This window comes from Prevotella histicola (genome assembly GCF_055385135.1).
In genome coordinates this window covers 2,024,809-2,036,647 of record NZ_AP043793.1, presented here as the reverse complement: position 1 = coordinate 2,036,647, position 11,839 = coordinate 2,024,809, and the positions used below count along the sequence as shown (strand labels likewise).

Annotated in this window: 12 protein-coding genes and 1 tRNA gene; 8 read left to right on the top strand and 5 right to left on the bottom strand. The window is 40.6% G+C overall.

Features of this window, described 5'->3' with window-relative positions:
* Positions 1-164 precede the first annotated feature (164 nt).
* Positions 165-238: transfer RNA gene (locus ACZ48L_RS08235), tRNA-Met, on the bottom strand.
* Positions 239-486: 248 nt separating this feature from the next.
* Between ACZ48L_RS08235 and ACZ48L_RS08230 the strand changes: the two genes are divergently transcribed.
* From ACZ48L_RS08230 to ACZ48L_RS08220, 3 genes are all read left to right on the top strand, one after another.
* Positions 487-876 (top strand): START-like domain-containing protein, encoded by a 390-nt coding sequence (locus ACZ48L_RS08230; protein ID WP_008822048.1) that lies wholly within the window; start codon positions 487-489, stop codon positions 874-876.
* Between the two features lie 164 nt (positions 877-1,040).
* Positions 1,041-2,960: an LptF/LptG family permease gene (locus ACZ48L_RS08225; protein ID WP_025792836.1), complete on the top strand. Its 1,920-nt coding sequence runs from the start codon at positions 1,041-1,043 to the stop codon at positions 2,958-2,960.
* 23 nt (positions 2,961-2,983) lie between these two features.
* Positions 2,984-4,189 (top strand): bifunctional 3,4-dihydroxy-2-butanone-4-phosphate synthase/GTP cyclohydrolase II, encoded by a 1,206-nt coding sequence (locus tag ACZ48L_RS08220; protein WP_025792837.1) that lies wholly within the window; start codon positions 2,984-2,986, stop codon positions 4,187-4,189.
* An 83-nt stretch (positions 4,190-4,272) separates the two neighbouring features.
* Here the strand turns inward: ACZ48L_RS08220 and ACZ48L_RS08215 are convergent, their stop codons facing one another.
* From ACZ48L_RS08215 to ACZ48L_RS08200, 4 genes are read right to left on the bottom strand one after another with little or no spacing between them, the layout of a single operon-like run.
* Positions 4,273-5,139, bottom strand: a complete 867-nt coding sequence (locus ACZ48L_RS08215; RefSeq protein ID WP_025792839.1) for a hypothetical protein — start codon at positions 5,137-5,139, stop codon at positions 4,273-4,275.
* A 12-nt stretch (positions 5,140-5,151) separates the two neighbouring features.
* Positions 5,152-5,589, bottom strand: a complete 438-nt coding sequence (locus ACZ48L_RS08210) for a DUF6108 family protein (protein WP_025792840.1) — start codon at positions 5,587-5,589, stop codon at positions 5,152-5,154.
* A 36-nt stretch (positions 5,590-5,625) separates the two neighbouring features.
* Positions 5,626-6,063 carry a hypothetical protein gene (locus ACZ48L_RS08205; protein WP_025792842.1) on the bottom strand — a complete coding sequence of 146 codons (438 nt, stop codon included), beginning with the start codon at positions 6,061-6,063 and terminating at the stop codon, positions 5,626-5,628.
* A complete protein-coding gene (locus tag ACZ48L_RS08200; RefSeq protein WP_025792843.1) occupies positions 6,056-6,529 on the bottom strand; it encodes an RNA polymerase sigma factor in 474 nt (157 codons plus the stop codon). Before ACZ48L_RS08200 ends, ACZ48L_RS08205 begins: the two co-directional genes overlap by 8 nt.
* Before the next feature lie 751 nt (positions 6,530-7,280).
* Between ACZ48L_RS08200 and ACZ48L_RS08195 the strand changes: the two genes are divergently transcribed.
* From ACZ48L_RS08195 to ACZ48L_RS08175, 5 genes are all read left to right on the top strand, one after another.
* A complete protein-coding gene (locus tag ACZ48L_RS08195; RefSeq protein ID WP_025792844.1) occupies positions 7,281-8,474 on the top strand; it encodes a pyridoxal phosphate-dependent aminotransferase in 1,194 nt (397 codons plus the stop codon).
* Positions 8,475-8,701: 227 nt separating this feature from the next.
* Entirely contained in the window at positions 8,702-9,541 is an 840-nt protein-coding gene (locus ACZ48L_RS08190; protein ID WP_008822039.1) for a MotA/TolQ/ExbB proton channel family protein, read from the top strand.
* Between the two features lie 30 nt (positions 9,542-9,571).
* The gene (locus ACZ48L_RS08185) at positions 9,572-10,219 is read left to right on the top strand and encodes an ExbD/TolR family protein (protein WP_008822038.1); all 648 of its coding nucleotides are present in this window, start codon (positions 9,572-9,574) and stop codon (positions 10,217-10,219) included.
* A 12-nt stretch (positions 10,220-10,231) separates the two neighbouring features.
* Positions 10,232-10,918 carry an ExbD/TolR family protein gene (locus ACZ48L_RS08180; protein WP_008822037.1) on the top strand — a complete coding sequence of 229 codons (687 nt, stop codon included), beginning with the start codon at positions 10,232-10,234 and terminating at the stop codon, positions 10,916-10,918.
* A 35-nt stretch (positions 10,919-10,953) separates the two neighbouring features.
* Entirely contained in the window at positions 10,954-11,832 is an 879-nt protein-coding gene (locus ACZ48L_RS08175) for an energy transducer TonB (RefSeq protein ID WP_008822036.1), read from the top strand.
* Positions 11,833-11,839 lie beyond the last annotated feature (7 nt).

The following is an 11,839-nucleotide window of genomic DNA, read 5'->3' as shown; positions in this document are numbered from 1 at the left end:
GCTTTTAGAACACGCTTTACATCATTCAATATATGAGAAAGAAGACGCTCAACATAATCTTCATGTCTCACAAAATACCGTCCATCCCCACTATTTTTGCTCCCTATTTGCTGGCAAAAAAACAAAAAAGCCTTGTGAATCGTTGATTCACAAGGCTTCATTTGTAGCGGGGGTGGGACCCGAACCCACGACCTCCGGATTATGAATCCGACGCTCTAACCAGCTGAGCTATCCCGCCATCATTCAACTTTCATCCTTGAAAGCGGGTGCAAAGTTAGGAAAAATAAATTATACTGCCAAACATTAAATACACTTTTATTAATTATTTGAGAAAAAAGGAGTACCTTTGCAGGCGAAAAGAGAGGCGAAGTTACTGCTAGATAACAGTAATATTATATCAGTACTAGACTCAAAAGCTAAATAACATCCCACAAAAAGAACAATTCAAAAGAGCAATTAAAGCTACAAAAAACTTTAAAAGAAACAATGAAAAAGAAGGTTGAAATGGAGTATGAGTTAAGGACTCGCTCAGGTAATACAGTGTGGACACTCATCAGTACACCTATGGGACTTATGAAATGGTTAGCAGATGACATAAAAATCGATGGTGACAAAGCAACTTTTTCATGGGGAGATCCACTTCGCGAGCAGGCCACACACCATGCAACTATCCTCGAAGAGGCAAAGAATAAGTATATCCGTTTTCACTGGAATGACACAGATCACGACGTGTACTGGGAAATAAAGATGCAGAAAAGTGAGATTGCGGGGAACTATCACCTACTCATTACCGACTTTGCTGAGGAAGATGAGATAAACGATCTGAAGCTACTCTGGAATCAAGATATTGACCGATTACTGCAAATAACAGGATAGACAAGATAGCATACTACTGGTAACAAAAAGTCTGAACAGGCAGAAAATTAAAGCAAATATTATAACTCTTAGAACCTTATCTAAAGAATAAAATTACTAAAAAAGACATTTACTCTGATATTTTTATGTACTTTTGCAGAAAGTAAAAAGCCCAGAGTGAATCTATGTTTGCTATCAAGAAATTAGATATTTTCATAGCCAAACAGTTTGGCATGCTCTTCACTGGAACATTCTTCATCAGCTTATTTGTACTGATGATGCAGTTTCTGTGGCGTTATGTTGATGATTTAATTGGCAAAGGATTGTCTCTTGACATTTTAGGTCAGTTCTTTTGGTACATGAGTCTCATGATGGTACCACAAGCACTACCATTGGCTATTCTGCTTTCTTCCCTCATTTCTTATGGAAACCTTGGTGAAAGTTCTGAGCTTACAGCCATTAAAGCAGCTGGAATATCACTGATTCAATCATTCAGAGGATTGATTGTCATAAGTATTCTCATTGCTTTGGGGTCATTTTACTTCCAAAATAATGTTGGTCCAAACGCACAAAAACATATTGCGCAACTCCTGATCTCCATGAAACAGAAGAGCCCTGAACTGGAAATACCAGAGGGAATCTTCTATGATGGCATACCACAAACAAACTTATATGTAGAAAGAAAAGATCTCAAAACAGGTCACCTATATAATATAATGGTGTACCGAATGACAGATAGTTACGAAGATCAAGCAATAATTCTTGCTGATTCGGGTATGCTACAGTCAACTGCTGAAAAGAAACACCTCATATTAAACCTATGGAATGGGGAATGGTTCGAGAATATGCGGTCGCAAGAAATGGGTAGTAGTGCCAGTGTTCCATACCGTAGAGAGACCTTTGCACACAAGCATATCGTATTAGATTTCAACGGAGACTTCAATCTTACGGACATGGCAGGCATATCAAATGATGCGCGAACAAAGAGCTTAGCCAAGATCAGTAAAGATAAAGATTCCCTCGTACATGTGTATGATAGTGTGGGAAAAGCATACTACAAAGATGCACAAACAATCTATTACCCTAGTCCAAAGCTGCAACCTGCACAATTGGCAGAGGCAAAAAAAATAGCAAATAATAAGAATATCAATATTGATTCACTCTTCCAAAAGCTACCAGCTGACCAACGTCGCATGGTTGTTGACCAAGCTTTATCCACTGTTCAGCAAGAAGTCAGTGACTTGGAGTTTAAGAGTATGATTACAAGTGACGGAGATAAGATGATCAGACAGCATGACATCGAGGCCATTAACAAGTTTACTCTGTCACTCATCTGCATAATTTTCTTCTTCATTGGTGCTCCTCTCGGCGCAATCATTAGGAAAGGAGGACTGGGATTACCAATAATTATTAGTGTAATTGTCTTCATTATTTATTATATCCTTGACAATACAGGATACAGAATGTCACGTCAAGGCACATGGGCAATATGGTTTGGTAAAGGATTATCACTGGCAGTACTCATTCCAATGGCTATATTCTTTACCTACAAAGCCAACAATGACTCTACTGTCTTCAATGCTGACATGTACAAAAACATGCTTATGAAGATGTTTGGAATACGTATCAAGCGTAGTATCCAAAGCAAAGAAGTAATCATTAATGACCCAGATTATGCGAAAGATACGCAGATTCTTGAGGAGATAAGTACCAAGATTACGTCCTACTCACAGTCACGTAATCTTAAATCACCACCAAATATCATAAAAGTTTTCTTCCGTTATCATCCTGATCACACGATAGAGGACATCTACGAAGAGCTCGAAAAGGTAATAGAAGACCTGGGTAACACACGTAATAGGGTAATTATAGCAGAGTTAAACAAATACCCTATACTTGCTGTTAAGGCCCATACACGACCATTTGACCACAGATGGCTGAACATTTTGTCTGCTATTATCGTACCAGCAGGAATCTTTTTCTACTTCCGAATGTGGAGATTCCGACTTCGTCTCTACCGTGATTTACGTACAATCATTGCATGTAATGAAGCAATTACAAAAGAGATCGTTAACAAAGGGATGGACACGAGAGGACTAAAATAAATAGAATAAATCAGTAACAAGATATGGAAGAATTTAAACTTAATAGCATCGAAGATGCACTCAAAGACTTTCAAGAAGGAAAGTTTGTCATCGTTGTAGATGACGAAGACCGAGAAAATGAGGGTGATCTCATTATGGCTGCAGAGAAGATTACACCTGAGAAAGTAAACTTTATGCTGAAGAATGCACGTGGAGTCCTCTGTGTTCCGATAACAATGTCTAGGGCAGAAGAATTGGATTTGCCGCATCAGGTATCGGACAATACCTCCATGTTAGGCACACCCTTTACTGTTACAGTAGATAAACTGGAAGGCTGTACGACTGGAGTATCTGCTCATGACCGTGCAGCAACTATCAAAGCACTTGCTGATCCTACATCTACTGCACAGACTTTCGGCCGCCCGGGACATATCAACCCACTCTATGCCCAGGACAATGGTGTGCTTCGTCGCTCTGGTCATACGGAGGCTGCCGTTGATCTCTGCAAGCTATCAGGCTGCTTCCCTGCTGGTGTTCTCATGGAAATCATGAATGAAGACGGTACAATGGCACGTATGCCAGACCTCCAAAAGCGGGCTAAGGAATGGGGAATGAAGATTATCAGCATCAAAGACATCATTGCTTATCGACTAAAGAAAGAGTCAAGTATAGAGGTTGGAGAAGAGGTTGAGCTACCAACAGAGTATGGTTCATTCCGCTTAATACCCTTCCGTCAACCCAATGGACTGGAACATATGGCGCTTATCAAAGGAACATGGATGGAAGATGAGCCTGTTCTCGTTCGCGTACATTCGTCATGTGCTACAGGAGACATCCTTGGTAGTCAGCGTTGCGACTGTGGTGAACAACTACATAAAGCAATGCAGATGATAGAGAAGGAAGGAAAAGGTGTCTTGATTTATATGCAACAGGAAGGAAGAGGCATTGGTCTTATGAACAAGATTGCTGCTTATAAGCTACAAGATGAAGGCTTGGACACTGTAGAAGCTAATATTCACCTTGGCTTCCGACCAGATGAACGCGACTATGGGTGCGGTGCTCAGATGCTAAGACACCTTGGTATACACAAGATGCGTTTGATAACCAACAATCCAACAAAGCGCGTTGGATTAGAAGCATACGGCTTGGAAATAACAGAGAATGTACCTATTGAGATTAGTCCTAACAAGTTTGACTATCGCTATCTTAAGACAAAGCGTGACCGTATGGGACATAATCTACATCTATAAAAGAACAAATCAGAAAGAAATTAATAAAGCTCCGAATGCTAAACCCATTCGGAGCTTTATTTGTTTATGTACTTATTGGAGTCCTATCGTAGCAAGATACCAAATGAAAGGGTCTTGAATTTAGGTCCATAACCATTACGTAACAAATCACAAGGACTATACTTTACGTAGAAATCTGGTCCACCGTAGATGTTTACAGAACACATAAAGTCAATGGTTACGGGATTCACTCGAACACCAGTACTTTCATCTGCTATCTTGTGTCCATCCATCTTATAACGAGTCTTCAGGCTACTATAAGTATTGAAATTGACAACTGGTCCAACACTAAACCCGAAGTATTTCCCATCATATTCATAGGTAAGGGGGAAGTTTACACTGAAGACTTTGATGCGAGAGAACTGTGGATTACTATTAGCAGGGTATGCATCAAATGTTACAACACGATTGTTCTGCACGAAACGCTGGTCACCTGTTATCCGATAATTGCGCCAATCGACTCCCACACCTACAGAAAAAGCATGATTATTACGCCATGGCTTATAGACCCAGTCGGCTATAACCCACCAAATTTCCCATGATTTGAAAGGTTGTAAATCTGCTTCACGAGGCATTCCTGGTGCGTTATTGAAGCCAAAGGCTAAACGCATAGCAAACTCTACTTTCTTATTACTACTCTTCGATTTGTTGAATCCAGCAATAGAAAAGTCCCAAGTCTTCTCGTTAATAGATGATGTACTCACATAATTACTATCAACTAATTGAATAGTATTCACATATCGATAGGACGGATTGTCCTTACTCCCCAACACTTCTATATGCTGCAGAGAATCATTTGTGATGATTTTCACTTGACGCGGAGATTCTACTATTAAGGTGTCGTTGTCATTTACTGTTGCAAAAGCTGAAGAACTAAACGCTAATGCCATACCGAGTAGGATTGTTTTCATAAGCTTTGTTTTTTATTGTATTAATTTTCTAAGTTCAGTTATACTTGCTACCTTCCCCTCCATATATACTAATGTGATAACAAGAGTGTGCCCTTTCTTCTGTGTAAGATAACAGAGATATTTATGTTGAGTACCTTGCTGAGGCAAAGCAAGGATAAGACTCTGGTTGTCTTTCTTCGTTTTCTGCTCTACACCAACTGCGTTTTTGCGATCTTTCTCAACCAACTCGTTCACCATAGCACGCTGTTGCTCGGAGGCTTTGAAGCGAATACTATGATAATAATCTAATCTGTATTTGCTGATAGCACGACCTTTTGCCCGAACATCAACCATATCTCCACGCGGAACTATTTTACCTTGGAAGACCGGAGAAACATTTAAATCTTGCTGTGCACGGGCTATCAGCGTTGCTAATCCCAGCAGTATTGTCAAGCATAAACGATGTTTCATAATACTATCTTTATTTATTATTGATTGTTCCTATATTCAATTAAAGATGTCATGTAGCTGATTGTCTACATCGGTTGCTTCATTTTGATGTAGATCTTGCAACGTTCCACTTATCTCTTTCATCACTTGTTGCTGGTCTGTCACGTGCTTACCATAGACATAAGCTTCACAATAATCTTGCTGCTGCACGTGCCAGACCATACTACCAACAGCCAATAACAGTGCTATAGAAGCTACCATACCCAGCAATGTCTTGTACATAGGAATCTTTCTGGTACGCTTTTCAGTGCTTTCTGCTTTTTGTTCAGGCTCATTTAACAAGCTAAGAGAACAAAACATCTCCTTCAGTGGAAGCAATTCGGCATCCACTTCTCCACTATTAAAATAGCGATAAAGCACTTTTTCCTCATCAAGAGAAGTCTCACCTTCCATGAAACGACTCACTAACAGCTTTATATCTTCAGATTTATTCATTGCTATTGAGTTTTAAAAATTGTGTTTTAATAGCCTGACGAGCACGACTCAAAGCCTTTCTTACTGTTGCTTCCTTGCTATCTATCAGATTTGCAATATCACTTATCTCCATTCCCTCCATGTGACGCAGACGCATTATGGTTTGCTGCATCGTTGGCAAAGTATCAATAATAGCTATCACCGCCTCGTACCGGTCATCATCTCTCTGCTGTTCATCTACGATAGAATCCTTCACCTCTACCATATAGCGGTGCCGACGAAGAACATCTATACAACGATTCTTCACAAGCACTGAGGCAAGAGGCGACATTGGCAGACGTAAAGTTTCGAGCAGTTGCCAAAGTTTTAACAGTACATCTTGTACCACATCCTCTGCTTCATCATTGTCTCTAAGGTAACTCTGAGCAATGAAAAGCATCTGTGGGCGTATCTGTTTCACCTCTTTCTTATACTCATCGATAGTCATTGTTTTCTCTGGCTTTGTCTTTAATACGTATTAGTTTGCGATTTGTGACATCAAAGGTTCAACTTTTTTTTCATTCACACAAGTAATTTATAATGTATTCCACAAAGAAAAGTGTTTACGATTAGATCTACTTAGCAGCTCCCATCAATGTAGCTCTATCCAAACTCATCATATACCTCCCTACAAAACAGAACCAACTTTTGTAAAAAGTATTCACAATCATAAAATGAAAGATGCCCTTTTGCATTCTAAAAGATGCCCTTTTGCATGGTAAAAGGTGCCCTTTTGACATGTAAAAGACGCCCTTTTGCAACGTAAAAGGGCGTCTTTTAAAATCCCATCTACAAACTTTTGATTATCAACGCATTACAAAGACGATAAAAATAGATTCATGCGTATATTTCACGTTACTTGCTATTTTTATTTGTAAAATCTATTCCAAATACTCAAAAGAAAATGTTTCGAATACCAATATTAAGATTAATCACAGTTCAAACATCATAACATAAACTAATCAAAGCAAGAAACTACGCAAAAAGAACACAATACAAACAGTTTTTACCCACCGATAACAATCATAAAAAGGAAGTTTAAGCGTTATGATTTTGCTGATATACAAGCATACAAAATGTTACCAATTAGACAGATAAATATATAATTTAATAAAATAAAGTAATATAAATTGCAATATAAGAATATAAATGCGTACTTTTGCAAGTGAAACTTACACACAAAGAAAGACAAGTTTAATATGGCACAACTATCAGACCGTCTGAACAGACTGGCACCATCAGCAACACTGGCGATGTCACAAAAGAGTAGCGAAATGAAAGCGAAAGGGGTTGACGTTATCAACATGAGTGTGGGAGAACCAGACTTCATGACCCCTGAACCAATAAAGGAAGCTGGAAAGAAAGCTATTGATGACAATTTCTCAAAGTATTCTCCAGTATCTGGCTACCCAGCGCTTAGGAATGCCATCTCAAAGAAACTTAAAGCAGAAAACGGTCTTGACTATGCCGCTTCGGAGATTATTGTGGGTACAGGAGGTAAACAAGGAGTATGCAATACCATCATGGCGTTGGTAAACCCAGGTGATGAAGTCATCATTCCTGCACCTTACTGGGTTAGTTATCCCCAGATGGTAAAACTGGCTGGCGGTAATCCCGTCATCATTTCTGCAGGTATTGAACAGGATTTCAAAATCACAGCTGACCAATTAGAGGCTTCTATCACACCTAAAACAAAGATGATTATCCTCTGTTCGCCCAGCAATCCAACAGGTAGTGTATACACAAAAGCAGAATTAGATGAGCTTGCAAAAGTGGTCATCTCTCATGAAGACGTATTCGTTCTATCTGATGAGATCTATGAACACATTAATTATATAGGGAAACATGCAAGCATTGCAGCGTGCCCAAACATGAAGGAACGGACAATAATATGTAATGGTGTGAGCAAAGCTTATGCAATGACAGGATGGAGACTCGGATGGGTGGCAGCACCAGAATGGATTGTCAAAGGACTCAATAAACTACAAGGACAATACACTTCAGGTACAAGCAGCGTAAGCCAAATGGCTGCTCTAGCAGCTTACGAGGGGAATCAGCAATGTGTAGAAGACTTCCGTAAGACTTTCCAACGACGCAGAGATCTGATTGTAAACTTAGCAAAAGGTATACCAGGACTTGAGGTTAACATACCACAAGGAGCCTTCTATCTCTTCCCAAAATGCTCAAGCTTCTTCGGAAAGAGCAACGGAAAGTATACCATTAATAACTCAACAGACTTAGCAATGTACCTTCTTGAAGAAGGACATGTGGCAACTGTCGGAGGAGATGACTTCGGTTCACCAGATTGTTTCCGAATGAGTTATGCAACAAGTGACGACAACATCAAAGAAGCACTTCAACGTATCAAAGATGCTTTGTCAAAACTGAAATAATACTTTTGGGCAACAGACTGTAAGAAAGAGTAGGATTATACTATACATTTCCAACTGTTAAATGTTATTAATCATAGTTTTAGTTGCCCATTAATTGCTATCTTTGCGGAGATAAGACCGTTCGACAGATAGTCTGTTGCAACGTTGTTTTACTCAAACGCTTAGAAATCAGAAAGATATTAACAATTCAATTCATTAATAACCTAAAATTAAAATTTCATCAAATTATGGCAACTACACAACAAAAAGCAGCCCCACAGAAAAAGTCTGAGGGCTTCACAGGAGTAAGAGGCGCATTCTGGATCATCATCGTATGCGCTGTCGTTGCATTCACATTGTTCTACACATGGTTCGCAAATGACATGCACTTCCAGGATCCAGGTACTAACGAACACCCTGCAGACGTTTGGGGTACTATCTTCAAAGGTGGTGTCGTCGTTCCTGTTATTCACACATTGTTGTTGACCGTTCTCGCAATGTCTATCGAGCGTTGGTTGGCTCTTAAGACCGCTTTCGGTAAGGGTGCTCTCCCTAAATTCGTAGCAAACATTAAGGCAGCTCTTAACGCTAATGACCTTGCAAAGGCTAACCAGCTCTGCGATCAGCAGAAGGGTTCTGTAGCAAATGTTGTTAAAGCGTCTTTGAATGCTTATGCTGACATGGAGCATGGCGCAAACGCAAACCTCAGAAAAGCTCAGAAGGTTGCTAAGATTCAGCAGGCTCATGAGGAGGCAACTCAGCTCGAAATGCCAACTCTGACAATGAATCTTCCAATCGTTGCAACGATCGTTACCCTCGGTACTCTTACCGGTCTTCTCGGTACTGTAACCGGTATGATCAAGTCATTCTCTGCTTTGTCTACAAGTGGTGGTGCTGACTCAACTGCACTTTCTGCTGGTATTTCTGAGGCGTTGATCAACACCGCATTCGGTATCGCAACATCTTGGTGTGCTGTAGTTTCTTATAACTACTTCTCAAACAAGGTTGATAAGTTGACATACGCCCTCGACGAGGTTGGTTATTCTATCGCTCAGACATACGAAGCAAACCACACAGACGAGGCTTAATTTTTGCTAACCCTTTAAATATTTATCGCTATGGGTAAAGTAAAAATTAAGAAGAGTGACGTCTGGATCGATATGACGCCTATGTCAGACGTTATGACCCTGTTGCTTACCTTCTTCATGCTGACATCTACATTCGTAAAGAATGAGCCAGTAAAGGTAAACACACCAGGATCAGTGTCTGAAACAAAGGTGCCAGAGAATGGCGTCTTGACAATTCTCGTAAGCCCTCAAAAAGGTCCTAACGGGAAACCTACTGGCGAAGGCCAGGTATTTTTGAGCTACGACAACTCTACTGAGTTAGCACAGATTGTCGATAATATGACAACACTGACACCTGCACAGAAGAAGACATTCGTATCTGAATCTATGTTCGGTGCACCACTCGACAAGCTAGCAGCTTACCTTTCTAAGCCAGCATCAGAGCGTAGCAAGGAACTCCCAAAGATGGGTATCCCTCTCGACAGTATCCAGGGACAGGACATGACAGAATTCCAACAGTGGGTTAATGCAGCCCGCCAAGTGAATCCTAAAGTAAGACTGGCTATCAAGTCAGATGCTGACTCTCCCTATGGAACAGTAAAGAAAGTAATGAGCGAACTCCAGGATATGGACGAAAGCCATTACTACATGATCACACAGTTGGACGCTAAAAAGGCTGCTGATGCAGCTAAAAAGTAAGGAGGTCAAAGAATGGATATGATGGAAACAGGAAAAGGAGGCGGCAAACAGAAGAAGATGACCGTACGCGTAGACTTTACGCCTATGGTTGATATGCTTATGTTGCTGATTACCTTCTTCATGCTTTGTACCTCACTTAGCAAGCCTTCAACTATGGAGTTGACCATGCCAAGTAATGACAAGAACACTCATGAAGCACAGAAGAACGAAGCTAAGGAGTCACACTCTATCACAATTTATCTTACTGATGGAAATAAAATATTCTATGGTAATGGTAAACCAGAGTATGATAATCCTAATTGGCTGAAGCCTGCTGATTGGAGTAACACACCAAAAGGCATCCGTTACGTTCTTCAACACAAGCAGGTCGGTGACCCTTCTACTGGCGAAGCAATTTCACTTCCATTCCAAGATATGGACATAGCAGTGAAAGAACTGAACCGAAAGAGACAAGCTGATCCAAAAGCTTATCCTGATAGTATCTATCAGTCTGAGCTTGCTGCAATCAAGAGTGGTACGATCAATGGCAAAAAGGTATCTACAATGACAGTTATCATCAAGCCAACTGATCACGCATCTTATCGTAACTTGGTAGATATTCTCGATGAAATGCAGATTTCATACATTGGAACTTACGTCATTGACAAGCTGACAGACCAAGACAAGGCACTATTGGCCAAGAAAGGTGTTAAGGCTTAATCACTGATTCGTAAACAATTAAAGAAAGAAAAACAATGGCAAAAATAGATCTATACGATCCTAAATGGGTCGACATGGTGTTCGCCGGTAAAAACAAGGAATACGGTGCTTACAAGCTTCGTAAGACTGTTTCTCAGCGTAACGTCAAGGCTTTAGCTATTCTGCTTGTTGCTGCATTCCTCGGTGGCGGTTACTTAGCATATCAGATTAAGAAGCACAACGACGAGTTAGCTGCCCAGGCAGCTTATCAGGCAAAGATGGAACTTGCAATGCTCGATGCGCAGAAGAAAGCACAAGAAGAGCGCAAGAAACAACAGAAACCTGAACCAAAGAAGATAGAACCGGAAAAGGTTGTACCTGAAACTCGTGCAACAGTAAAGTTTACAGCCCCTGTCATCAAGGATGATAAGGACGTTAAGGAAGAGATGCCTCCAATGGTCAAGATGAACAAGGAGACCAAAGCTATCGGTACAGAGAACAAGGAAGGTACGGAAGATCGTACTGAAACTGCAGCTCGTAGTACCGTTGCTACTCCAGAACAGATTGTACCAAAGATTGAAAAACCTGTTGAGGCACCAAAACCAGAACCAAAGGAAGAGGTTGAAAATAAGATCTTCACAGTTGCAGAACAGATGCCTTCATTCAAAGGCAACGTAAATGCATGGTTAAGTTCTCACATCTCTTATCCAGCTGTTGCAGCTGAAAACGGTATTCAAGGACGTGTTATCGTTAAGTTCGTTGTTGGACGCGACGGTAGTGTAAGCCAGGCACAGGTTGTTCGTGGTGTTGACCCTTCACTTGACCGTGAGGCTCTCCGCGTGGTAAATAGTATGCCAAAGTGGAACCCAGGTATGAACAATGGTCAGGCTGCAAACGTTTGGTTCACTCTGCCAATCACCTTCAAACTGCAGTAAAAGCAAT

Coding starts and splice junctions, on each gene's coding strand:
- ACZ48L_RS08230 (WP_008822048.1), top strand. CDS start 487: ATGAAAAAGAAGGTTGAAATGGAGTATGAGTTAAGGACTCGCTCAGGT.
- ACZ48L_RS08225 (WP_025792836.1), top strand. CDS start 1,041: ATGTTTGCTATCAAGAAATTAGATATTTTCATAGCCAAACAGTTTGGC.
- ACZ48L_RS08220 (WP_025792837.1), top strand. CDS start 2,984: ATGGAAGAATTTAAACTTAATAGCATCGAAGATGCACTCAAAGACTTT.
- ACZ48L_RS08215 (WP_025792839.1), bottom strand. CDS start 5,139: ATGAAAACAATCCTACTCGGTATGGCATTAGCGTTTAGTTCTTCAGCT.
- ACZ48L_RS08210 (WP_025792840.1), bottom strand. CDS start 5,589: ATGAAACATCGTTTATGCTTGACAATACTGCTGGGATTAGCAACGCTG.
- ACZ48L_RS08205 (WP_025792842.1), bottom strand. CDS start 6,063: ATGAATAAATCTGAAGATATAAAGCTGTTAGTGAGTCGTTTCATGGAA.
- ACZ48L_RS08200 (WP_025792843.1), bottom strand. CDS start 6,529: ATGACTATCGATGAGTATAAGAAAGAGGTGAAACAGATACGCCCACAG.
- ACZ48L_RS08195 (WP_025792844.1), top strand. CDS start 7,281: ATGGCACAACTATCAGACCGTCTGAACAGACTGGCACCATCAGCAACA.
- ACZ48L_RS08190 (WP_008822039.1), top strand. CDS start 8,702: ATGGCAACTACACAACAAAAAGCAGCCCCACAGAAAAAGTCTGAGGGC.
- ACZ48L_RS08185 (WP_008822038.1), top strand. CDS start 9,572: ATGGGTAAAGTAAAAATTAAGAAGAGTGACGTCTGGATCGATATGACG.
- ACZ48L_RS08180 (WP_008822037.1), top strand. CDS start 10,232: ATGGATATGATGGAAACAGGAAAAGGAGGCGGCAAACAGAAGAAGATG.
- ACZ48L_RS08175 (WP_008822036.1), top strand. CDS start 10,954: ATGGCAAAAATAGATCTATACGATCCTAAATGGGTCGACATGGTGTTC.